22 protein-coding genes are annotated in these 22,964 nt (G+C 71.0%); 16 read left to right on the top strand and 6 right to left on the bottom strand.

The genetic code is table 11. From position 1 onward, the window contains the following. Nucleotides 1-2: 2 nt before the first annotated feature. Complete coding sequence (locus CTZ28_RS00700; RefSeq protein WP_121887606.1) at nt 3-1,406, top strand: dipeptidase; 1,404 nt, start codon at nt 3-5, stop codon at nt 1,404-1,406. A gap of 152 nt (nt 1,407-1,558) precedes the next feature. Then, nucleotides 1,559-2,503: an NAD(+) diphosphatase gene (gene nudC / locus CTZ28_RS00695; RefSeq protein ID WP_121887190.1), complete on the top strand. Its 945-nt coding sequence runs from the start codon at nt 1,559-1,561 to the stop codon at nt 2,501-2,503. A 78-nt stretch (nt 2,504-2,581) separates the two neighbouring features. Here the strand turns inward: nudC and CTZ28_RS00690 are convergent, their stop codons facing one another. Then, nucleotides 2,582-2,824 carry a mycoredoxin gene (locus CTZ28_RS00690; protein ID WP_121887189.1) on the bottom strand — a complete coding sequence of 81 codons (243 nt, stop codon included), beginning with the start codon at nt 2,822-2,824 and terminating at the stop codon, nt 2,582-2,584. A 182-nt stretch (nt 2,825-3,006) separates the two neighbouring features. Here CTZ28_RS00690 and CTZ28_RS00685 point away from each other — a divergent pair, with 182 nt between their 5' ends. The 5 genes from CTZ28_RS00685 (at nt 3,007) to CTZ28_RS00665 (ending at nt 6,909) form a co-directional block, all read left to right on the top strand. Further along, entirely contained in the window at nt 3,007-5,202 is a 2,196-nt protein-coding gene (locus CTZ28_RS00685) for an ATP-dependent DNA helicase UvrD2 (protein ID WP_121887188.1), read from the top strand. Nucleotides 5,203-5,402: 200 nt separating this feature from the next. Continuing rightward, nucleotides 5,403-5,699, top strand: coding sequence for a hypothetical protein (locus CTZ28_RS00680; RefSeq protein WP_398655151.1), 297 nt, complete (start codon nt 5,403-5,405; stop codon nt 5,697-5,699). 174 nt (nt 5,700-5,873) lie between these two features. Then, nucleotides 5,874-6,242 carry a WhiB family transcriptional regulator gene (locus tag CTZ28_RS00675; RefSeq protein ID WP_121887186.1) on the top strand — a complete coding sequence of 123 codons (369 nt, stop codon included), beginning with the start codon at nt 5,874-5,876 and terminating at the stop codon, nt 6,240-6,242. Then, on the top strand, nt 6,239-6,562 hold the full coding sequence (locus CTZ28_RS00670) for a hypothetical protein (RefSeq protein WP_121887185.1): 324 nt from the start codon (nt 6,239-6,241) through the stop codon (nt 6,560-6,562). The genes CTZ28_RS00675 and CTZ28_RS00670 overlap by 4 nt, the downstream gene beginning before the upstream one ends. 134 nt (nt 6,563-6,696) lie before the next feature. Further along, nucleotides 6,697-6,909: a hypothetical protein gene (locus CTZ28_RS00665; protein ID WP_121887184.1), complete on the top strand. Its 213-nt coding sequence runs from the start codon at nt 6,697-6,699 to the stop codon at nt 6,907-6,909. A gap of 6 nt (nt 6,910-6,915) precedes the next feature. On the opposite strand, the gene CTZ28_RS00660 is transcribed toward CTZ28_RS00665, so the two are convergent. Together CTZ28_RS00660 and CTZ28_RS00655 are read right to left on the bottom strand one after the other, a co-directional pair. Further along, nucleotides 6,916-8,289: an ABC1 kinase family protein gene (locus CTZ28_RS00660; RefSeq protein ID WP_121887183.1), complete on the bottom strand. Its 1,374-nt coding sequence runs from the start codon at nt 8,287-8,289 to the stop codon at nt 6,916-6,918. Further along, complete coding sequence (locus CTZ28_RS00655; RefSeq protein WP_121887182.1) at nt 8,282-9,496, bottom strand: TOMM precursor leader peptide-binding protein; 1,215 nt, start codon at nt 9,494-9,496, stop codon at nt 8,282-8,284. Before CTZ28_RS00655 ends, CTZ28_RS00660 begins: the two co-directional genes overlap by 8 nt. 277 nt (nt 9,497-9,773) lie before the next feature. Here CTZ28_RS00655 and CTZ28_RS00650 point away from each other — a divergent pair, with 277 nt between their 5' ends. The 4 genes from CTZ28_RS00650 to CTZ28_RS00635 all read left to right on the top strand — a co-directional run bounded on the left by CTZ28_RS00650 (nt 9,774) and on the right by CTZ28_RS00635 (nt 13,665). Then, entirely contained in the window at nt 9,774-10,370 is a 597-nt protein-coding gene (locus CTZ28_RS00650; RefSeq protein ID WP_121887181.1) for a M48 metallopeptidase family protein, read from the top strand. Between the two features lie 137 nt (nt 10,371-10,507). Then, a complete protein-coding gene (locus CTZ28_RS00645; protein ID WP_121887180.1) occupies nt 10,508-12,199 on the top strand; it encodes a TerD family protein in 1,692 nt (563 codons plus the stop codon). 11 nt (nt 12,200-12,210) lie between these two features. Continuing rightward, complete coding sequence (locus CTZ28_RS00640) at nt 12,211-12,891, top strand: AIM24 family protein (protein ID WP_121887179.1); 681 nt, start codon at nt 12,211-12,213, stop codon at nt 12,889-12,891. A gap of 18 nt (nt 12,892-12,909) precedes the next feature. Beyond that, nucleotides 12,910-13,665 carry an AIM24 family protein gene (locus CTZ28_RS00635; protein WP_121887178.1) on the top strand — a complete coding sequence of 252 codons (756 nt, stop codon included), beginning with the start codon at nt 12,910-12,912 and terminating at the stop codon, nt 13,663-13,665. Nucleotides 13,666-13,804: 139 nt separating this feature from the next. Here the strand turns inward: CTZ28_RS00635 and CTZ28_RS00630 are convergent, their stop codons facing one another. Both CTZ28_RS00630 and CTZ28_RS00625 read right to left on the bottom strand, forming a co-directional pair. Continuing rightward, entirely contained in the window at nt 13,805-14,338 is a 534-nt protein-coding gene (locus CTZ28_RS00630; protein WP_121887177.1) for an NUDIX hydrolase, read from the bottom strand. After that, entirely contained in the window at nt 14,335-15,780 is a 1,446-nt protein-coding gene (locus CTZ28_RS00625; protein WP_121887176.1) for a zinc-dependent metalloprotease, read from the bottom strand. The genes CTZ28_RS00630 and CTZ28_RS00625 overlap by 4 nt, the downstream gene beginning before the upstream one ends. 195 nt (nt 15,781-15,975) lie before the next feature. Between CTZ28_RS00625 and CTZ28_RS00620 the strand changes: the two genes are divergently transcribed. From CTZ28_RS00620 to CTZ28_RS00610, 4 genes are all read left to right on the top strand, one after another. Next, nucleotides 15,976-17,088, top strand: coding sequence for an SDR family oxidoreductase (locus CTZ28_RS00620; protein WP_121887175.1), 1,113 nt, complete (start codon nt 15,976-15,978; stop codon nt 17,086-17,088). A 138-nt stretch (nt 17,089-17,226) separates the two neighbouring features. Beyond that, a complete protein-coding gene (locus CTZ28_RS00615) occupies nt 17,227-17,685 on the top strand; it encodes a molybdenum cofactor biosynthesis protein MoaE (protein WP_121887174.1) in 459 nt (152 codons plus the stop codon). Nucleotides 17,686-17,816: 131 nt separating this feature from the next. After that, nucleotides 17,817-17,981, top strand: coding sequence for a hypothetical protein (locus CTZ28_RS46790; RefSeq protein WP_183154200.1), 165 nt, complete (start codon nt 17,817-17,819; stop codon nt 17,979-17,981). 58 nt (nt 17,982-18,039) lie between these two features. After that, nucleotides 18,040-19,137, top strand: a complete 1,098-nt coding sequence (locus CTZ28_RS00610) for a YlbL family protein (RefSeq protein ID WP_183154199.1) — start codon at nt 18,040-18,042, stop codon at nt 19,135-19,137. A gap of 130 nt (nt 19,138-19,267) precedes the next feature. Here the strand turns inward: CTZ28_RS00610 and CTZ28_RS00605 are convergent, their stop codons facing one another. Continuing rightward, the gene (locus CTZ28_RS00605; RefSeq protein ID WP_183154198.1) at nt 19,268-19,810 is read right to left on the bottom strand and encodes a PPA1309 family protein; all 543 of its coding nucleotides are present in this window, start codon (nt 19,808-19,810) and stop codon (nt 19,268-19,270) included. Between the two features lie 175 nt (nt 19,811-19,985). On the opposite strand from CTZ28_RS00605, the gene CTZ28_RS00600 reads away from it, so the two are divergent. Beyond that, nucleotides 19,986-22,946: a UPF0182 family membrane protein gene (locus CTZ28_RS00600; protein WP_121887603.1), complete on the top strand. Its 2,961-nt coding sequence runs from the start codon at nt 19,986-19,988 to the stop codon at nt 22,944-22,946. Nucleotides 22,947-22,964 lie beyond the last annotated feature (18 nt).

Genomic DNA, 22,964 nt, shown 5'->3' with positions numbered 1-22,964 from the left:
TCATGAGCCAGACCCCGGACAGCGACGTCCACGCGTACATCGAGCAGCACCGCGCCGCCTTCCTCGACGACCTCGCCGAATGGCTGCGCATCCCCTCCGTGTCGGCCCAGCCCGAGCACGCGCCCGACGTACGACGCAGCGCCGACTGGCTCGCCGCCAAACTGGCGGAGACCGGCTTCCCGACCACCGAGGTCTGGGCGACCCCGGGCGCCCCGGCCGTCTTCGCCGAGTGGCCCGCCGACGACTCCGAGGCACCCACGGTCCTCGTCTACGGCCACCATGACGTTCAGCCCGCCGCCCGCGAGGACGGCTGGGACAGCGACCCCTTCGAGCCCGTCGTCCGGGACGGCCGCCTCTACGCGCGCGGGGCCGCCGACGACAAGGGCCAGGTGTTCTTCCACACACTCGGCGTCCGCGCCCACCTCGCCGCCACCGGCCGCACCGCCCCCGCCGTCCACCTCAAGCTGCTCATCGAGGGCGAGGAGGAGTCCGGTTCCCCGCACTTCCGGGCCCTCGTCGAGAAGCACGCCGGACGGCTCGCCGCCGACGCCGTGGTCGTCTCCGACACCGGCATGTGGTCCGCGGACACCCCCACCGTGTGCACCGGCATGCGTGGCCTCGCCGAGTGCGAGATCCGCCTGTACGGCCCCGACCAGGACATCCACTCCGGCTCGTTCGGCGGCGCCGTGCCCAACCCGGCCACCGCCGTCGCCCGCCTGGTCGCCGCCCTGCACGACGAGCACGCGCGCGTGGCGATCCCCGGCTTCTACGACGGCATCGTCGAACTCACCGACCGCGAGCGCGAACTCTTCGCCGAGCTGCCGTTCGACGAGGGACAGTGGCTGCACACCGCCAAGTCCCACGCCGCCCACGGTGAGGCCGGACACACCACCCTGGAACGCATCTGGGCCCGCCCCACCGCCGAGGTCAACGGGATCGGCGGCGGCTACCAGGGCCCCGGCAGCAAGACGATCATCCCGGCCTCGGCGCTGGTGAAACTCTCCTTCCGGATGGTCGCGGGCCAGGACCCCGGCCACATCGAGAAGGCGGTCCGCGCCTGGGCCGCCGACCAGGTGCCCGCCGGGATCCGCTGCGAGATCGACTTCGGCGCCGCCACGCGCCCGTGCCTGACCCCGCTGGACCACCCCGCCCTGCAGTCCGTCGTCCGCGCCATGGGCCGCGCCTTCGACCAACCCGTCCGCTTCACGCGCGAGGGCGGTTCCGGACCGGCCGCCGACCTCCAGGAGGTCCTCGGCGCCCCCGTCCTGTTCCTGGGCATCTCCGTCCCCTCCGACGGCTGGCACGCCCCGAACGAGAAGGTCGAGCTGGACCTGCTGCTCAAGGGCGTCGAGACCAGTGCCCACCTGTGGGGCGACCTCGCGCAGAACTGGCGCCATGCGCCCTGATCCGGCGTCGCGCGGGGCCGCACCGCCCGCGCGGCACACTGGAAGGACCGTCCTGCCCGCCCCGCACCCGCCCGACCCGGTTCCCTCCCGCCCCATATCCCGCTGACCGCCCGCCGAACCCGACCGTTCCACCGGGGGAGTTGGAAGCACCTGTGACCACCTGGACCGACCAGACCGCCGACCGACCCATCTCGCTCACCGCCCCCAGCGGCATCGACCGCGCCGCCCACCACCGGCTCGACGAGGCCTGGCTCGCGGCGGCGTGGAGCCACCCCACGACCCGCTGCTTCGTGGTCTCCGGCGGCCAGGTCCTCATCGACGAGACGGCGGACGGCCGTACCGAACTCGTCATGACCCCGTCCTTCGAGGCCCCCCTCACCGAGGCGCACCGCTACTTCCTGGGCACCGACGACGACGGCGTCAGCTACTTCGCCCTCCAGAAGGACTCCCTGCCCGGCCGCATCGACCAGTCCGCCCGCCCGGCCGGGCTGCGGGAGGCCGGACTGCTGCTGTCACCCCGCGATGCCGGTCTGATGGTGCACGCGGTCGGCCTGGAGAACTGGCAGCGCACCCACCGTTTCTGCTCCCGCTGCGGCGAGCGCACGGCCATCGCCGCCGCCGGACACATCCGCCGCTGCCCTGCCTGCGGCGCCGAGCACTACCCGCGCACCGACCCCGCCGTGATCATGGCGGTCACCGATGACGAGGACCGCATCCTGCTCGGCCGCCAGGTCCACTGGCCCGAGGGCCGCTTCTCGACGCTCGCCGGCTTCGTCGAACCCGGTGAGTCCATCGAGCAGTCGGTGCGCCGCGAGGTCTTCGAGGAGGCCGGCGTCACCGTCGGCCGGGTCGAGTACGTCGCCAGCCAGCCCTGGCCGTTCCCGTCCAGCCTCATGCTGGGCTTCATGGCCCAGGCCACCACGACCGACATCGAGGTCGACGGCGACGAGATCCACGAGGCCCGCTGGTTCTCCCGCGAAGAGCTGCGGGCCGCGTTCGAGTCCGGCGAGGTGCAGCCGCCGTACGGCATCTCCATCGCCGCCCGCCTCATCGAACTCTGGTACGGCAAGCCGCTGCCGACCCGCAGCTTCGTCTGAGGACCGGGGCGGAGGCCGAAGACGGCGAAGGGGTGGCGGTCCCGGACCGGGACCGCCACCCCTTGCGCGCGTGTTCGCTCAGGCGCCGATCTTCTGCTTCACCTGTGCCAGCGACGGGTTCGTCAGCGTCGAACCGTCGGCGAAGAGCACGGTCGGAACGGTCTGGTTGCCGTCGTTCGCCTTTTCCACGAACGCGGCCGACTCGGGGTCCTGCTCGATGTTGATCTCGGTGTACGCGATGCCTTCCCGCTCCATCTGGCTCTTCAGCCGGCGGCAGTATCCGCACCACGTCGTGCTGTACATCGTCACAGTGCCCTGCATCTCGCTCGCGCTCCTCTGGTAGCTCGGGGAAGGTCGTCCTGTGGGAACGTACGCCACCGGGCCCGCCATTCCCGCCGGGGGTATAGGGGCCGGGCGCGACGCCTGCCGTATCAGTACGACTGCACGGGTCTCCCTGTGGACAACCGCCACAGCCGTCCCGGGCGACCTGGCAGCATGGCCGTGTGACAGCAGCAACGCATTCCACCCTCTTCCCGCAGGTACCGGACTCGGCCGACGCGGTGCTCGAAGGGCTCGACCCCGAGCAGCGCGAGGTGGCCACCGCCCTGCACGGCCCGGTGTGCGTGCTGGCCGGGGCCGGCACGGGCAAGACGCGGGCGATCACCCATCGCATCGCCTACGGCGTGCGGGCGGGCATCCTCCAGCCTTCCAGCGTGCTCGCCGTCACCTTCACCAACCGTGCCGCCGGCGAGATGCGCGGCCGGCTGCGCCAGCTCGGCGCCCAGGGGGTCCAGGCCCGCACCTTCCACTCCGCCGCGCTCCGCCAGCTCCAGTACTTCTGGCCGAAGGCGGTCGGCGGCGGCATGCCCCGGCTCATCGACCGCAAGATCCAGCTCGTCGCGGACGCGGCCGCCGCCTGCCGCATCCGTCTCGACCGTGGTGAGCTGCGTGACGTCACCGCAGAGATCGAGTGGTCCAAGGTCACCCAGACCGTGCCCGCCGACTATCCACTCGCCGCCGCGAAGGCCGGCCGGGAAACCCCTCGCGACGTGGCCGAGATCGCCCAGCTCTACTCGGTGTACGAGGACCTCAAGCGCAGCCGCTCCGTCATCGACTTCGAGGACGTCCTGCTGCTGACGGTCGCGATCCTGCAGGACCGGCACGACATCGCCGAGCAGGTCCGCGCCCAGTACCAGCACTTCGTCGTCGACGAGTACCAGGACGTCAGCCCCCTCCAGCAGCGGCTGCTGGAGCTGTGGCTGGGCAACCGGGAGAGCCTGTGCGTCGTCGGCGACGCCAGCCAGACGATCTACTCCTTCACCGGTGCGACCCCCGATCACCTTCTCGACTTCCGCATCCGCCACCCCGGTGCCACCGTCGTCAAGCTGGTCCGCGACTACCGCTCCACCCCCCAGGTCGTCCGCCTCGCCAACGGGCTGCTCGCCCAGGCCCACGGGCGGGCCGCCGACCACCGGCTGGAGCTGGTCTCGCAGCGAGCCGCGGGCCCCGAGCCGGGCTACACCGAGTACGTGGACGAGCCCGCCGAGGCCGAGGGCGCCGCCCGCCGCATCCGCGAACTCATCGACGCCAGTGTCCCCGCCGCCGAGATCGCGGTCCTGTTCCGCACGAACGCACAGTCCGAGACCTACGAGCAGGCCCTCGCCGACGCCGGGGTGCCCTACCAACTGCGCGGCGCCGAGCGGTTCTTCGACCGGCCCGAGGTGCGCAAGGCGGGCATCGCCCTGCGCGGCGCGGCCCGCTTCGGCGGCAACGACGCGCTGCTGGACGACGTCGTGGACCTGCCCTCCCAGGTGCGCGCGGTCCTGTCGGGGGAGGGCTGGACCACCGAGCCCCCGGCCGGCTCGGGGGCGGTCCGGGAGCGCTGGGAATCACTGGCGGCCCTGGTCAGCCTGGCGCAGGACTTCGCGGCGGCCAGAGCGGGCGCCACCCTGGGCGACTTCGTGGCGGAACTCGACGAACGGGCGAACGCCCAGCACGCCCCCACCGTGCAGGGCGTCACCCTCGCCTCGCTGCATTCGGCCAAGGGCCTGGAGTGGGACGTCGTCTTCCTGGTCGGCGTCGCCGAGGGCATGATGCCGATCAGCTACGCGAAGACCGACGAGCAGGTCGAGGAGGAACGCCGGCTCCTCTATGTGGGAGTGACCCGCGCCCGGGAGCGGCTGTATGTCTCCTGGTCCCTCGCCCGGTCCCCGGGCGGTCGCCCGAGCCGCCGGCCCAGCCGCTTCCTCGACGGCCTGCGCCCCGGTTCCACGGGCACGGTCGGGCGTTCGGCGGGCGGTGCCGCGGGCGGCATCGAGCGGGGCCGGGCGACGGGCGGCACCGCCGTGCCCCGGCGTACCCAGCGCACCCCGGCCCGGTGCCGGGTCTGCGGCCGTACGCTCACCGACGCCGGTGAGATGAAGCTGATGCGCTGTGACGGCTGCCCTTCCGACATGGACGAGGGAATCTATGAGCGGCTGCGTGAGTGGCGTGCGGAGCAGGCGTTGCGTTCGGGCCAACCGGACTTCTGCGTGTTCACCGACAAGACCCTGATGGCGATCGCTGAGTCCGTCCCCGAGGACTATCCCGAGCTGTCCCGGATCCCCGGTGTCCCGGCCCGCAAGCTCAAGCTCTACGGGGCCGCCGTACTGGCCATCTGCGCAGGCCGGAGCACCGCCCAGGACGACGAGCGCGACTGATGCGAACTCGTCGAAAAAATGGTTTGCGCATGCCCCGGCAATCCCCATAGGTTCTAGGCACGGAAACCGCGGCCTTCTCGGAGGCAGTGATTCCGTGTTCTACTTGCATATCCGAGCGGACTGGCTCATCCCAGTCCCCGAGACGCCGAGAGGAGGCGAGTCCAGTGATCAGCATCAACATCAGCACCAGCGCCGGTTCCATGAGCATGGCCAAACTGCGCGATCGCTCGACCGTCTCCCTGTGCATGCTCGGCGCCTCGAACCCGGGCACCGGTCTGTCCGGCATCCGTGCCGTGCGTCCGGCGTCCTCCGTGTCTCTCGCGGGTCTTCCCGTGCGTGAGCGCAATGAGCGACCGACCGAGGCACTGGAAGCAGTAGTGGCGCAGGCGCGGGCCTATGCCTTTGCGGCAGCCGGTGCCGGATTCCGGAAGCAGACGACGCAGCACCACCAGATGTGGGCCTTCCGTGGGCCAGAACCCTGGAGTGATCCAGCCTGATCGCCGATCAGGCCGGCGCCTTCAGGGCCGCGGAACCCCATCCGGGATCCGCGGCCCTTCTGTTTTCCCCGAACGGGGACGACGGAGCGAAGGGGCCTCGGGACAAGAACAGAACCCGGTACCAAGCCGACACCCGGTCAACAGGCCGGACCGACCAGACGAGGAAGACGAACCGTGCAACTCGAAGCGCACGCCCCGTCCGTACCGCCTTCCGACACGATCCCCCCGCCCGTCCCCACGGAGGACTCCACCTTGACCCCGCTCACCCCGCTCACCGCGCTCGACGACGCCATCGAGAACCTCGGCGTGCCGGTCCCCTGCCGTTCCTACGACCCGGAGGTCTTCTTCGCGGAGTCGCCGGCGGACGTCGAGTACGCCAAGTCCCTCTGCCGGACCTGCCCGCTGATCGAGGCCTGCCTCGCCGGTGCCAAGGAACGGCGTGAGCCCTGGGGCGTCTGGGGTGGCGAGCTGTTCGTGCAGGGCGTTGTCGTCGCCCGGAAGCGGCCGCGTGGCCGCCCGCGCAAGAACCCGGTCACAGCATGAACATCCCAGGAACCATCGACCGTCCCCTCACGCACGATCCCAAGAAGCAGGCCCCGATGAAGCCGTCCACCAGCGAGCCCGCAGGCTCCGCGACCCCAGACTTCACCAGCACCGGCGCGATCGACTCGCGTCAGAACAGGACCCGCGAGATGCAACTCATCCCAGAAGCCCTGGCGCGTGCGCATATGCACGACCGGCTGCAAGAGGCCGAACGGGATCGTCAGGCCGTACGCCTGGCGGCCGCCCGTCGGATGCAGCGCCGGGCCGAGCGTGCCTCCAGGCGTGCCCGCCGTGCGCTCGCCATGGCGCTCATGCAGTAGCCGACCACACCTGAAGCGGTGGCCCCCGGCCTTGAGGGGGCGAAACCTTCCCGCGGGGGCCGGTCCGTTCGAACGGACCGGCCCCCGCGGTGCGTTGTCCCGCCGAACCCGGGGCGCGGAGATATCGTCACCGAGTGACGAGTTCTTCCGGAGACGGTGACCACGACGTCCCCACCGCGCAGCCGCGTCCCCTCGTGTGCGCCCGCTGTCGCACCCCGTCCGCGGCCCTGTACCCCGTGACCTGGACCTGCTCCGTGGAGAACGGCGTCCGTCAGTACTTCTGCGACGGCTGCTCCCGGGAGAACCTCAGAGCGATCGAGGGGCGGCTGGACTCGGCCCGCTGGTGAGGGGGCTCACGCCGGCGCCGCCGGCTCCTGCACGGTCAGGTCCTCGTCGTCGGGGACGAATCCCGGAAGCCAATCCTCCAGTTCCTCCCGCAGCCGTACCGTCGCGCCCAGTTGGCACAGGACGCCGATGGTACTCAGGGTCACCCGGTGGATCAGCAGGTAGGCCGGGGGCAGGTTGAGCTGCTTGCCCAGCTGGTAGGCGGGGGAGCGGGGGTCGGCGATACGGGCCGCCTGGCTGCGCATCCAGGTGCGGGTGAAGGTGAACTCGTCCACCAGGGCCGGCTCGATGATCGGCAGGAGGTAGTCGAGGACGGCATCCGGGTCCAGTTCTATGGAGTCCTTGACGAAGCCCTCGGTGCGCAGCATCTCGTAGACCGCGCCGGCCTCGCCGTCCAGGGTCATGCGCAGGGAGTCGCCGATCGGCGTCGGCAGGCCGCCGGGGAGACGGTCGACGGTGCCGAAGTCCAGGACGCCCAGGCGCCAGTCGCCCTCGCCCTCCGGTTCGCCGGGGAGCAGACGGAAGTTGCCCGGGTGCGGGTCGGCGTGCAGGAGGCCGGTGCGGGCCGGACCCGAGAACAGGAAGCGGGCCAGAAGCTGGCCGGCCCGGTCGCGCTGTTCCTGAGTGCCGTCCGTGATCACTTCCGAGAGCGGGATCCCGTCGATCCACTCGGTGACCAGTACCTGGTCGTACTGGTGCACCACGGCCGGGACCACCACGTCGGGGTCGTCCGCGAACTCCTCCGCGTGTGCCTGCTGGGCCTGGGCCTCCAGACCGTAGTCCAGTTCCTCGGAGACGCGGTCCCGCAGCTCGGCGATGAGCGGCTTGACGTCCATGCCCGGGATGAGTGGCCCCAACAGGCCGGCAAAGCGGCTCAATTGCCTCAGATCGGACAGTAGGGCCTCGCCGGCTCCCGGGTACTGCACCTTGACCGCCACCTTGCGGCCGTCGTGCCACACCGCCCGGTGCACCTGGCCGATCGACGCCGCCGCGGCCGGCTTGTCCTCGAACTCCAGGAACAGCTCACGCCAGCCCGCCCCGAGCCGCTCCTCCAGCACCGAGTGCACGGTGCGGGTGGGCATCGGGGGCGCCGCTTCCTGGAGCCTCGTCAGGGCCGCCCGGTAGGGACCCGCGACCTCCTCGGGCAGTGCCGACTCGAAGACCGACAGGGCCTGCCCGAACTTCATCGCACCGCCCTTCAGCTCGCCGAGGACCTTGAACAACTGCTCCGCCGTGCGCTGTTGCAGTTCGCGGCTGACGATCTCCGCGGACTCGCCCACGATCCGCTTGCCCAGGCCCCAGGTCGCCCGGCCGGCGAAGCCGAGCGGGAGCGTGGCGAGCTTGGCGGTCCGGGTGACCGCCTTCCGAGGAAGATCAGACATGCGCCCTCCAAGTCCCAGCCGGCCGCGCCGCGTCCGTGGTGCGTCGTCGTTGCGTCGACGGCCGTTGCACCGCCATTGTCTCGTGCCTCCGCCCGTCCGTGGAGATGTGTTCTTCCTTACCTCTCCGTGCCGCCCCGCACGGGCATGCGGGGTGGGGCGGGACCGGCAGCGCATGCCACCGCAGGCCCGGCAGCGCGGCCTCCCAGCGTGTACCCGTGCTCGACGGTGAACCCCCGTCGAGGAAGGCGAGCGCGTGTGCCGCCGCCAGCCCGGCGGCCGTGGCCGAAAGCGTCAGGTCGCAGGGGCCCACCGGGCGGGTACTCCCGGAGCGCCACTGCGCGACCAGACGGGGCCAGACCGGGTCCCGGTCCGCGCGGGTCCGGTGCAGACAGCCGGCGCAGCCCGTCTCGCCCGGCAGGACGAGGGGACCGACGACCGCGGTTCCCTCCACGACGCCGCAGTACAGGTGGGGTGTCCCGGAGGCCAGGAACGGATCGGCGACGCCCGGATCGGGAGTGTGCACGGCGACGTCGTCCCGCGGTGCGAGGACCACCAGGGAGAAGCCGGGATCGTCGACCGGGGACGGCCGGGCGCGGGTGCGACGGCGCGCGCGGTCCGGTGCCGCCCGCCGCACGGCCTGCCGCGCGGCCTCGTCCCTGCGCTCGCCGACCGACTCGGCGGGCAGTCCGCCCGGGGCGACGTCCCACGGCTCGACCTGGCCGCCGTCACACACGTCGACCTCGCCGACCCCCGCGCCCGACAGCAGCGAGGCCAGGACGGCCCCGACCCGGCCCGCGCCCCTGATCTGCACGCGCAGGGCGCGGCGGGCCGCCAGGCGGTCGATCGCCTCGCCCGGTTCGGAGGTGGCCAGGGACAGGGAGGCCAGATCGGGGTGCAGCCGGTCGAGCGTCTCCTTCTGCTCGCGCAGGGCGGCGCCCGCGGGACCGCCGCCTCGCGCGTCGTCGAGCAGCCCGGCCCCGGCCAGCCCGCGGACCACGGCGTCGACATGACCGTCGGGCAGGTCCATCCGGTGTCCCTCGTCGCGCAGGAGCGGCAGTCCCCGGGTGCCGTTGAGCAGCTCCAGGAAACTGCCCGTCGCCGTGTCGATCGGGCCGAGTGTCAGCGCGTGCGCCGGTGTCATGCCGAACTGCACGGTGTTGAGGTCGCGCCAGCCGCGCCGGAACGCGGGCTTCATCATCGGATGCATATCTGTCCCCCGTCATTCGCTGCTATTCCCCGTACTTCACCGTAATCCTCCGTGATTCGCATAAAAGGAAGGCAATTCACGGCATATCGGTGATGGTCGGTGGAACCGGTCACGCCCCGCCGACGAGTGCCAGCATGCCCGGCTCGCCGAGGCGGTGCCGCAAGTTGTCCACAGGCGGTGGATATTCGTCGTACGAATCAAGCGCATGGTCGGGGGAACGACACTGAACCGTTCCGGACCCGGGACTTCCCCCGGGCGCAGCAGGTAACGTCGGGGCGTGCCCGCCGACCCACCGCACCGTGCCGGAAAGCCACAGCGCAGTACGACGAGCCAGCCGCCGAGCGGCTCGGGGACGAGCCCGATCGAGGTCCGCAGGAGCGCCCGGCGACGCCGGACGGTCTCCGCGTACCGCGAGGGCGACCGCACCGTCGTGCTGATCCCTGCCCGGATGTCCGAGGCGGAGGAGCAGCGCTGGGTGACCGTCATGCTCGACAAACTGGCCGCCCAGGAGAACAAGCGGGTGCTGGGCGACACGGAACTGGGAGAGCGCGCCCAGCGGTTGTCGGAGCAGTACTTCGACGGCCGGGCCCGGCCCGCCTCCGTGCGCTGGGTCACCAACCAGAACACGCGCTGGGGTTCGTGCACCCCCGCCGAGGGCAGCATCCGGCTCTCGCACCGGCTGCAGGGCATGCCCGACTATGTCGTCGACTACGTGCTCTGTCACGAACTCGCCCATCTGCTGGTGCCCGGGCACGGGCCGCGGTTCTGGCGGCTGCTGGAGGCGTACCCGCGGACCGAGCGGGCGCGCGGCTACCTCGAAGGCGTGGCCGCCGCGGACCGACTGCCTCCTGCGCCCGGCCCGCAGGACGAGTGATCCGCTCCCCTGGTGGGGCCGCGCGTGCCGCGGAAGACGGTTGTGTACCGGGTCTGTACCGGCTTCGTCCGATGTCGGGGTTTGCCGTTAGCCTGGCGCGACGCACTTGCATTCGGGATGGGGGACGGTCGTTACGCATGACCAGGGAATTCCAACGGGGCCACAAGGCCAGGATCAGTGACCTCACCGCGGGCACGGATCTGTACGTAGGTGTGCAGATCTCGGGCCCCGGGCTGACCTTCGACATCAGCTGTTTCGGGCTCGACGCCGACGAACGTCTCTCGGACGACCGGTACTTCGTCTTCTTCAATCAGCCGAAGTCCCCCGAGGAGTCCATCCAGTTGCTGGGTGCCCAGGCCGGCGACACGGAGTCCTTCCGGGTCACGCTGGACCGGATCCCGCCGCAGATCCAGAAGCTGTCGTTCACGGCGACCGTCGACGGCGCCGGGCAGATGTCGCAGATACAGCCCGGGTACCTCCGCATCGTCGCGGGCGGCGAGGAGGTGGCCCGGTACGCGTTCGACGGCGCGGAGTTCTCCACCGAACGAGCCGTGATGCTGGGCGACTTCTATTTGAAGGACGTGTGGCGGTTCGCGGCGGTCGGCCAGGGCTTCGACGGCGGCCTCGAAGCGCTGCTGAAGAACTTCGGCGGCGAGGTGCTGGAGGAGGAGGCGCCCGAGGCCGCCCCGCAGCAGCCGCAGTCCGGCGCCGTTCCGGGCTTCGCCCCGCCCGCCCAGGCCGCCGCGCCGCCCGCGTTCGGCGTCCCGTCCGCCCCGGCTCCCGCACCCCCTGCGCCCGCCCCGGCGCCGGCTCCCGCCCCGCAGGGCTTCGCGCCCCCGCCCGGTGCCACGCCGCCCGCGCCCCCGGCCCCCGCGCCCAACGTGCACGGCGCGCCCACCATCATCGCCCCCCTGAACCTGCCCCCCGGCGGCACGGTGCCACCCCCGCCCCCGCCCCCGCCACCGGCGCCCTACGGCCAGCCCGCCGCCCCGAGCGCCCCCCTGCCCCCCGGATACGGCCAGCCCCCGGCCCCGCAGGCCCCGGCGCCGCCGCCCGGCTACGGGCAGCCGACCCCGCCCCTGGGCTACGGCCAGCAGCCGCCGCTCGGACCGGTCCCCGGCCAGCAGGCCACCGGCTACGGCGTGCCGCAGGGCGCGCCCCAGGGCGGCGCCGGTGTGACCGCGGCGCTGCAGCAGTTCAAGGAGACGCCCACCGGGCAGCGCTGGACCCAGCAGAACAGCAAGCTCGTCCGCGTCGACCTCGGCATCGGCGGCCAGCCCGTGCTGGCCCGGCAGGGCAGCATGGTGCTCTACCAGGGCAAGGTCGACTTCAGCTACAAGGGCGCCGGCGTCATGGGCCGGATCGTGGGCAACGCCACCGGCCAGGAACTGCAGCTGATGCGCTGTACCGGCCAGGGCCAGGTGTTCCTCGCCGAGGAGGCCACGCATCTGCACCCCGTGGAACTCCAGGGCGACGCGATCTGCGTCTCCTCCGAGAATGTCCTCGCCTTCGACGAGAGCCTCCAGTACGAGGTCCGCCGCATCGAGGGACACGGCATCCCCGGAGGCGCCCTGTTCACGATGCAGTTCCAGGGGACCGGCACCGTCGTCGTCAAGACGCACGGCACGCCCGTCGTCCTGCCCGTCACGCCCACCACGTTCGCCGACTGCAACGCGGTCGTCGCCTGGTCGGCCGCCTCCCAGGTGATCGTCTCCAGCCAGGTCCGTATGCGCCGCAACGCCTACCCCGGCGACACCGGCGAGAGCGTCAACCTGCAGTTCCGGGGCGCACCCGGCAACTTCATCGTCGTCCAGCCGTACGAGGTCTGAGGGAGCCCGTCATGAACCAGCCGCTCATGGGCTACGCCCCCGCACCGGTCACCGCCCGCATGGAGAACCACGGCGACCACATGCTGAAGGTCGCCATGCAGACCGGGAACGACCTCCTCGCGCGCGTGGGGTCCATGGTCGCCTACGAAGGCTTCGTGCAGTACGAGCCCAACCCGCCGGCCGTCCGCCAGATCGCCCGCGACTGGGTCACCGGCGAGGGCGCCCCCCTGATGAAGTGCTCCGGGGACGGGTTGCTGTACCTGGCCGACTACGGTGCGAACGTCGTCGTGATCAACCTCAACGGCGACGGCATCTCCGTCAACGCCACCAATCTGCTCGCCTTCGACGCCCAGCTGACCTGGGGCGTGGAGCGGGTCAAGGGGCTCGCGAAGTTCGCCGGACAGGGCCTGTGGAACACCAGGATCTCCGGGCAGGGCTGGGTCGCCCTGACCTCCCGGGGCAAGCCGATCGTCGTCGACTGCGGCGGCGGCGAGGACGAGACGTACGTCGACCCGGACGCGCTCGTCGCGTGGTCCCCGAACCTCAAGGTGAAGGGCAAGCGCAGCTTCAAGGCGCAGTCGCTGATCGGCCGCGGCAGCGGCGAGGCCTACCAGATGGCCTTCTCCGGTCAGGGCATCGTCGTCGTCCAGCCCAGCGAGGACAGCACCGACCGCCTCCGGGTCCGGGGCTGAGGGGGAGCCAGAGCCATCATGCAGAGCCCGCTTTTCGCCTACAACGACCAGCAGACCCAGGAGCGTTGGAGCCTGCAGAACAAGCAGCTGCTCCGCGTCGCCCTGGAGGGCCACGAAGACCTCCTCGCCCGCAAGGGCAGCATGGTCGCCTACCAGGGCCTCGTCGAGTTCGACGCCGAGTACCAGGGCAGCGGCCAGGCACACGCGCGTGCGTACACCGGGGAGGGCTTGGACCTGATGCGCTGCCACGGGCAGGGCACGGTCTACTTCGCCAACCTCGCCCAGTACGTCCATGTGGTGGATGTCGAGCAGGAGGGCCTGACGGTCGACAGCAGCTACGTCCTCGCCCTGGACTCCTCGCTGCACCACGAGGTCATCGCCGTCGACAGCCTGTACGGCATCTCGGGGTCCGGGAAGTACCAGCTCAACATCACCGGCCACGGCAAGGTCGCCCTGATGACCTCGGGCGTGCCACTGATGATGCAGGTGACACCCGACCGGTACGTCAACTGCGACGCCGACGCGATCGTCGCCTGGTCCACGGGCCTGCGCGTCCAGATGCAGGCGCAGACGCACTCCTCCGGCGTGTGGCGGCGCCGCGGCAGCACCGGTGAGGGCTGGGAGCTGAGCTTCATGGGCACCGGTTACGCGCTCGTCCAGCCCAGCGAGCTGCTGCCGCCGCAGAACGCCACGATCGGGCGGGGGCTCGCCGCGCAGTACGGCATGGGACAGCACGGGGCGCGCGGCCAGAACCAGGGGAACGTCTGGAGCTGAGCCGCAGCGAGCCGGCAGCAGTGAGCCGGCAGTAAGGGGCGACCACCCTGGGCGGTCGCCCCTTACAAGTGGGTCGCCCGCGCGCAGGCCGGTCGCCCGTATGCAGGTCCTGCCCGGTCCGTCGGGATGCCGTCGGGTCTCAGAGCCTGGCGCGCGTCGCGTCCAGCAGCTGTACGACCGACTCGTCCGCCACGCGCGGCACCTCGTCGTAGCCGAACCAGCGCAGGTCGAGCGACTCGTCGCTGATCTCCTGGACCGCACCGGGCGGCGCCACGACCGCGTACTGCACGTCGAAGTGCCAGTGGCACGGGGCCGGGATCGGATGGCGGTCCAGGCGCACCGGGCCGCCCGGGAGCAGCGTCAGCCCCGGGACGCCGGACTCCTCCGTGGCCTCGCGCACGGCCGCCGCCCGCACGGAGGTGTCCTGCGGTTCGCAGTGGCCGCCCATCTGCAACCACATTCGCAGCTTCTTGTGCAGGGTGAGCAGCACCCGGCCGTGCGCCGGGTCGACGACCAGGGCGCTCGCCGTGAGGTGCCCCGCCCCGCAGGCCTTCCACAGGCCGTCCGGATGCGCCGCGAGATGGTCCAGATAGGCCTGGCGCAGCTCTTCCTGGCCCTCTTCCCGGCCCTCGTACCCCTTCAGGACGAGGACCGCGTCGTCGTACAGGCTCACTCGGTGCCGTCACCCTTGGCGTCGTCGCCCGCGTCGCCCTTCTTCAGGTTCGGCTTCTCGCCGGTGCCGTCGGCCGCCTCGCCGAGCATCTTGTCCAGCTCGGAGAAGTCCAGCTGCTCGCGGTGGACAAAGCCGTCCGGGTCGTCCAGGTCGGTTGCCGTCGGCAGCATGTCCGGGTGGGCCCACAGGGCGTCCCGGCCGTCGACACCGCGCGCGTCCGTGAGGGAGGCCCACAGCCGGGAGGCGTCGCGCAGCCGGCGGGGCCGCAGCTCCAGGCCGATCAGCGTCGCGAACGTCTGCTCGGCCGGCCCGCCCGTGGCACGGCGGCGGCGCAGCGTCTCACGCAGGGCGTCGGCGGACGTCAGACGCGGCTTCGCGGCCGCGTGGACCACCGCGTCCACCCAGCCCTCGACGAGCGCCAGAGCCGTCTCCAGACGCGCCAGGGCGGCCTTCTGCTCGGGTGTGTCCTCCGGCTGGAACATGCCCTGCTGAAGGGCGTCCTGCAGCTGCTCCGGGTTCTGCGGGTCGAACTGGCCGACCACGTCCTCCAGCTTGGCCGTGTCGACCTTGATCCCGCGCGCGTAGCCGTCGACCGCGCCGAACAGGTGCGAGCGCAGCCACGGCACATGCGCGAACAGACGCTGGTGGGCGGCCTCGCGCAGGGCGAGGTAGAGCCGCACCTCGTCCTTGGGCACGCCCAGGTCCTTGCCGAACGCCTCGATGTTCAGCGGCAGCAGCGCGGCCTTGCCGGCCGGGCCGAGCGGCAGGCCGATGTCGGTGGAGCCGACGACCTCGCCCGCGAGCACGCCGACGGCCTGCCCGATCTGCGTGCCGAACATGGCGCCGCCCATCGAGCGCATCATGCCGATCAGCGGGCCCGCCATGGCCTGCATCTCCTCCGGCAGGACGTCGCCCATGGCCGCGCCGACACGCTCGGCGACCGGGTCGACCAGCTCCTTCCAGGCCGGAAGCGTGGCCTCGACCCACTCCGCGCGACTCCACGCCACCGCGGAGCCCGCGCCGGACGGCAGGGACGTCGCGTCGTCCAGCCACAGGTCGGCCAGGCGCACGGCCTCCTGGACCGCGGAGCGCTCGGCCGGGCCGACGCTCGCGTCCTTGACGCCGTCCGGGGTGCCCTGCGAGACCGTCTGGCGGGCGATCTGCTTGGCCATGTCCCAGTTCACCGGGCCGCCCTCGTAGGAGAGCATCTGGCCCAGCTGCTGGAAGGCCGCGCCCAGGTCGGCGGGGTTCAGCGAACCGAACATGGCGGCGAGCGGATTGTCGGCGCCCGGGCCGCCCAGGCCCCCGGCTCCGGACAGTCCGAAACCGAACGGGTTGGCCGGTCCCTGCCCACCACCGCTCTGCTGGTCCTTCTTCTTGCCCTCGTCGCCGTTCTCCGGCTCCTCCGGCGGAAGGCCGAATCCGAATGGGGTGTCACTCACGGGGTTCCTCGGCTGGTGTTAGGCCGCCGGTTCTCTCCGACGGCGCGGCTGCCCGACAACACCACCCAGCGTAGACACCAAAGACCCGATCGGGCCTCGGTGCTTCGCCGACTCTCGGCCTGCGGCAGGATGGATGCCACCTGGTACGTACGTGTCCTACGCGCGCATACTCAAGACAACCGCTGGAGACGCCTGGTGAGTTCCCCAGATCCGCAGGTTCGCGCAGCGCGAAACCACTCAACCCCTCCCGCCGTGCGCGGGCCCGTCGTCGCGGTCACGGGCGCCGCGACCGGGGTCGGCGCGCTGCTCACGGCGCGGCTCGCCGCGTCCGAGGAGGTCAAGCGGGTCGTCGCGATCGACGAACGGCGCGGTGAGTGCGCGGCGGCCCAGTGGCACATCCTCGATGTACGGGATCCGGCCATCGCGGACCGGCTGCGCGGCGCGGACGTGGTCGTGCACCTCGCGCTCGACCTGGACCTGGAGACCGACGCGTCGGCCCGGACGGCGTACAACGTGCGCGGCACGCAGACGGTGCTGACCGCCGCCGCGGCGGCCGGCGTGCACCGGGTCGTGCTGTGCACCTCCGCGATGGTGTACGGGGCCCTGCCGGACAACGAGCTGCCCCTGTCGGAGGACGCGGAGCTGCGGGCGACCGCCGAGGCGACCGGCGTGGGTGACCTGCTGGAGATCGAGCGGCTGGCCCGGCGGGCGCCGCGGGCGCATCCCGGGCTCAATGTCACCGTGGTGCGGCCCGCCGTCCTGGTCGGCGGCACCGACACCGCGCTGACCAGGTACTTCGAGTCGCCGCGGCTCCTTGTGGTGGCCGGGTCGCGGCCCGCCTGGCAGTTCTGTCACGTCGAGGACCTGTGCGGCGCACTGGAGTACGCGGTCCTGGAGAAGGTCGACGGGGAGCTGGCCGTGGGCTGTGACGGCTGGCTGGAGCAGGAGGAGGTCGAGGAGCTGAGCGGGATCCGGCGGATGGAACTGCCGTCGGCGGTCGCCCTGGGGGCGGCGGCCCGGCTGCACCGGATCGGGCTCACTCCGTCGCCGGCCGGGGACCTGGCCTACACGATGTACCCGTGGGTGGTCAGCGGGAGCCGGCTGCACGACGCCGGATGGCGGCCGCAGTGGACCAATGAGGAGGTCCTGGCGGAGCTGCTGGACGAGGTCTCCGGGCGGCACACCGTGGCCGGACGGCGGCTGGGCCGCAAGGACGCGACCGCGGCGGGGGCCGCGGGGGCGACGGTCGCCCTGCTGGGCGCGGCGGCCGTGGTACGGCGGGCGCGGAAGGCGCGGCGGCGGATCTGAGAAGGGTTTCGGCCCTCTGGCGGAAGCCCGGCGGATCGCGCGCTTCCGGAGGAGGCGAGGAGCCTGCGGAGGTGCACGCGCGCGTGACGGGCGTACCTGCTGTTCCGGGATCTGCCCGCGGTGCGGCACGATGGCCCCATGGCACCCACCAACGGTCACCCCGGTGAGCAGGCGGCTCAGGATCCCATCAAGCTGATCGGCGTCCGCCGGACCGCGCTGTCCGTGGACGAGGTGTTCCAGGCCGTGGGCGACGCGGCGGCGGGCGGCATCGCGCTGTTCGTGGGGACCGTGCGCAACCACGACGGGGGCGCGGACGTCGACCGGCTCGGGTACTCGTCCCACCCCGGCGCCGAGGCCGAGATACGCCGGGTCGCCGAGAAGGTCGTCGCGGAGTACCCGGTCCGGGCCCTGGCCGCCGTCCACCGAGTGGGGGATCTGGGCGTCGGGGACATCGCCGTCGTCGTCGCGGTGGCCTGCCCGCACCGGGCGGAGGCCTTCGAGGCCTGCCGGAAGCTGATCGACGACCTGAAGCACGAGGTGCCCATCTGGAAGCACCAGACCTTCTCCGACGGCACCGAGGAGTGGGTGGGCGCGTAGCCCCAGGGCGGGTCGGACCCGCCGTAACCCTTCCGGTTGCGTAACCGCACCCCTGGGCTGAGCGTTGTCAGTGCGAGTGGTTAATCTGCTGATCACTCAGTTGCGGACGGTCATGGGGTTGGGAGGTCGGCATGGCGTCGCTCGCCTGGTTGCTGATTCCGTTTGTCTCCGCGATAGGCGCGGGTCTGTGGGGCAGTTGGGCCAACCGGAACCGGAAGGCCCGGAGCGACGGCCCCGAGCTGGACGGCTATGCCCGGTTCTGCGCGGCGATGGAGAAACCGCACGCCGGTCGGTGAGGCCTGGGCAGGGGTGCCCTGACGGTGCGCTGACAGACCCGTCCCGTAATGTCGAACCATGCCACGCCGCACCGCGACGATGCTCGCCTCCACCCTGATGCTGATCGCGTTCCTGTGCGCGGGTGTGCTGTTGCCCGTCCCGTACGCGGAGATGTCCCCGGGGCCGACGGTGAACACGCTGGGGGAGCACGACGGCGAGCCGGTACTGCAGATCTCCGGTCACAAGACGTACCCGGCGACCGGACACCTCAACATGACCACGGTCCGGGTCACCAGCGCCGACTACAGGATGAACCTGGTCGAGGCCGTCTACGGCTGGCTGGCGCACGACGACAAGGTCGTGCCGCACGACACGCTCTACCCGGACGGCAAGACCGAGGAGCAGTCCACCCAGGAGAACGCCGAGGAGTTCAGCCAGTCCCAGGAGAGCGCCAAGGTCGCCGCCCTGAAGGAACTGGACATCCCGGTGAGGTCCTGGGTGATCGTCTCCACCGTCGTCAAGGGCTCCCCGGCCCAGGGCCGGCTGCACGCCGGTGACGTCATCAAGGCCGTGGACGGCACGGCAGTGAAGCAGCCCGCCGACGTCGCCGAGCTGGTGACCAAGCACAAGCCCGGCCAGGACGTCGTCTTCACGATCATCCCGGCCAAGGAGCAGGCCGCCGCCGAGAAGGAGAACCGGACACCGACCGGCGCCCAGGACGTGACGATCACCACGACGACGTCCGAGGACAGCGGGACCAAGCGGGCCATCGTGGGGATCTCCGCCGGGACCGACCACACCTTCCCGTTCACCATCGACATCAAGCTTGCCGACGTCGGCGGGCCCAGCGCCGGCCTGATGTTCGCGCTCGGCATCTACGACAAGCTCACCCCGGGCGATCTCACCGGCGGCAAGTTCGTCGCCGGTACCGGCACGATCGACGACAGCGGCAAGGTCGGGCCGATCGGCGGCATCGAGATGAAGACCGTCGGCGCGCGCGACAAGGGCGCCCAGTACTTCCTGACGCCCGCCGACAACTGCGCCGCCGCGCTCAAGGACACCCCGGGCGGGCTGACCCTCGTCAAGGTCAAGACCATGAAGGACGCCCTGGGCGCCCTCGACGACATCCGCAACGGGGACACGGCCGCCCTGCCGATGTGCACGGCCAAGGGCTGAGGAACCGGCACCCGCGCGTGGCCGGGGCCGCCCGCGGACCGGGCCGGAAGAAGCGCCCGGCCGGAAGGGGTGCCCGGCGCCGGCGGTGACGGCCGGCGCCGAGGTCCCGGCGGCGGGCCGCCGACGCGGGTCAGTCCGCGAACGTCGCCGTCAGCGCGTCCGCCAGACCCGGCACCAGGTCGGGCCCGGTGAGCACCTCCGTCGGCGTGTCCTTGTCACGCAGCCGCAGGGCCGACTCCCGGGTGCCGTCGCGCAGCACCGCGACCGTCATCCGGACCTCCTGGCGCTCGGGGTGGTCCGCCACCCACTTGGCCAGCTTCGCCCCGTCCAGCCCCTGCGGGACCTGGGCCTCGGCGGACGGCGGCAGCATCAGCCGCTCCACCGTGAGCGCGCAGCCGGCCACGGCGTCGGGCCAGGCGATGGTGCCGAGGAACTCGTCGAGCGGCTTGCCCGCGGGGACCTCGTCCTGCTCGATCGGGGTGAGGCCGGCGGCCGCCGGCTCGTCCGGCAGGTCGAGCTGGGCCGCGAGCGCGGGTTCCTCGGCCCGCAGCCGCGCGGTGTCGACGAGGGCGAAGAGGCGAGCGGGCTGGTCCCAGCCGAGGCCGGAGGCGTACTCGTCGATCTCGAGCACGGACCGGGTGAGCGGGTTCGCTGCCATGGGAGTGTTGGACATGGTCACAATCCTGCCTCGTTCATCGCCGGAATCGGGAACCGAGTAAACCGTGAGTAAGTTGCATAGGTGTGGGCCCACGATCTGTGGGCCCACCGGACGGTCCGCGAACTCGGGGGCCTGACGTAACGACAGCGAATCAACACCGAACTTCGAGGTACGCACCTTGGCTTTCCAGATGCCGGACCGCGGCGGAGGCCCGACGGGGCCACGGATCAGAGCGGGCCGCCCGTCCCGGCGCGTCCGGACCCTGCTCATGACACTGGGCGTCCTTGCCGTCCTCGGCATGGCGTTCACCATGTTCGCGGGGTTCTGGACGGACTGGCTGTGGTATCGGTCGGTGCACTACTCGTCCGTGTTCACCACCACACTGTGGACCAAGATCGGGCTGTTCGCCGTCTTCGGGCTGCTGATGGCGCTCGCGGTCGGCTTCAACATCTGGCTCGCACACCGGCTGCGGCCCCCGCTCAGCGCCATGTCCATGGAGCAGCAGAGTCTCGACCGGTACCGCATGGGCATCGCGCCCTTCAAGAAGTGGCTCCTGCTCGGCATCACCGCCCTGGTGGGCCTGATCGCCGGCGCCTCCGCGGCAAGTCAGTGGCGCACCTGGCTGATGTGGGTCAACGGCGTGCCCTTCCACGAGAAGGACCCGCAGTTCCACCTCGACGTCTCCTTCTACGCCTTCGATCTGCCCTGGTACCGCTTCCTGCTGGGCTTCGGCTTCGCCGCCACGATCCTGTCCGCGATCGCCGCCGCGCTCACCCACTACCTGTACGGCGGGCTGCGCGTGACCAGCCCTGGCGCGCGCGCCACCGCGGCGGCCACCGGGCATCTGTCGGTGCTGCTCGGCGTCTTCGTCACCCTGAAGGCGGTCGCCTACTGGCTCGACCGGTACGGACTGGCCGTGAAGTCCAGCGACTTCAAGGCCACCGGCAACTGGACGGGCCTCAGATACGTCGACGCGAACGCCTATCTGCCGGCCAAGACGATCCTGTTCTGCATCGCGGTCATCTGCGCGCTGCTGTTCTTCGCCACGCTGTGGCGGCGCACCTGGCAGCTGCCCGTCATCGGCTTCGGCCTGATGGTCCTCTCGGCGATCCTCATCGGCGGCCTGTACCCGGCGATCGTCCAGAAGTTCCAGGTCCAGCCCAACGAGCAGGCCAAGGAAGCCCCGTACGTCCAGAAGAACCTCAAGGCGACCCGCGAGGCCTACGGCATCGACGACACCAAGGTCACCGAGTACGAGGGCAAGAGCACCACCTCGGACAAGACGCAGCTGCGGGACGACGTCAACTCCGCGGCGAGCATCCGGATCATGGACCCGAACATCGTCTCGCCGACGTTCCAGCAGCTCCAGCAGATGCGGAACTACTATGCGTTCCCGACCAATCTGGACGTCGACCGGTACTCCAAGGACGGCAACGACCAGGACACCGTCATCGGTCTGCGTGAGCTGAACCTGGACGGCATCCCGAAGAACAACTGGATCAACGACCACTTCCGTTACACCCATGGGTACGGTGTGGTCGCCGCCAAGGGCACCGAGGCGGACTCCGAGGGGCGCCCGGTCTTCACCGAGTACAACCTGCCGTCCAAGGGTGACCTGGGCACGTACGAGCAGCGGATCTACTACGGCGAGAAGACCGGCACGTACTCGATCGTCGGCGGTCCCCAGAAGGAGATCGACTACTCCGACGACAACGGCGAGAAGACCACCAGCTACCAGGGCAAGAGCGGGGTCAGCCTCGCCAACCCGATCAACCGCGCCGCGTACGCGTTGGCGTTCAACGAGCCGCAGATCCTCTACTCCGGTGCGATCGGCGACGGTTCGCGGATCCTGTACAACCGCACGCCCAAGGACCGCGTCGAGGCGGTGGCCCCCTGGCTGACGATCGACGGCGACGCCTATCCGGCGGTCGTGAAGGGCCGTATCCAGTGGGTCGTCGACGCGTACACGACGACGAACGGCTATCCGTACTCCTCGCGTACGACCCTCGGTGACACGACGGCCGACTCGCTGACCGCGACGAACAACTCGCGCGCGGTGGTGGCCCAGCAGAACCAGGTCAACTACATCCGCAACTCGGTGAAGGCGACCGTCGACGCGTACACCGGCGAGGTCAAGCTCTACGAGTGGGACACCAAGGACCCGGTCCTGAAGACCTGGATGAAGGCGTTCCCCGGCACGGTTCACCAGAAGTCGGATATCTCGGGCGATCTGATGGCGCATCTCCGCTACCCGCAGGACCTGTTCAAGGTCCAGCGGGAACTGCTCACCCGCTACCACGTGACGGACGCACAGACGTTCCTGACCGGCAGCGAGGTGTGGCAGGTGCCGGACGACCCGACCAACAAGTCGGGCAACGCGGTGCCGCCGTACTACCTGAGCATGCGGATGCCGGACCAGGCGGCGCAGTCGTTCTCGCTGTCGACGACGTTCACGCCCAACGGCCGTGACAACCTCAGCGCGTTCATGTCGGTCGATGCCGAGGCGGGCACCGGCGACTACGGCAAGATCAGAATCCTGAAGCTGCCGACGAGCACGACGGTCGACGGGCCCAAACAGGTGCAGAGCCAGTTCAACTCGGAACAGGACATCGCCTCGGCCATCAAGCTGCTCGAAGGCGGCAGCTCGCAGGTCGAGTACGGCAACCTCCTGACCGTGCCGCTCGACGGCGGACTGATGTATGTCGAGCCGGTCTACGTACGCGGTGGCGGACTCAAGTACCCGCTCCTGCGCAAGGTGTTGGTGACCTACGGGGGCAGAACCGCCTTCGAGGACACCCTCGACGAGGCGCTGGACGTGGTGTTCGGGGCGAAGGCCTCGACTCCTCCGCCGTCGGACGACGACACCGGCACCGGCACCGAGAATCCGCCGCCGACGTCCGGTGATCCCACGGTCCAGCAGGCACTGGAGGACGCGCAGAAGGCCTTCGACGCCGGCCAGGAGGCCATGAAGAACAACGACTGGGCGGCCTACGGCACGGCACAGAAGGACCTCCAGGACGCGCTGCGACGGGCCGAGGAGGCGCAGGCCAAGGCCGACAGCGCGAGCGGCGGCAAGAACGGCGACGGCAAGGGCGGCAGTCCGAGTCCGAGCGGCAGTCCCAGCCCCGGGGACGGCCAGAGCGGCGGCTGATCAAGGACACCCCGTGCC

The sequence above is a fragment of the Streptomyces shenzhenensis genome (assembly GCF_003688995.1).
Taxonomy (GTDB): Bacteria; Actinomycetota; Actinomycetes; order Streptomycetales; family Streptomycetaceae; genus Streptomyces; species Streptomyces shenzhenensis_A.
Note: the sequence above shows the minus strand (reverse complement) of the source record. Positions and strands in the feature narration are given on the sequence as shown.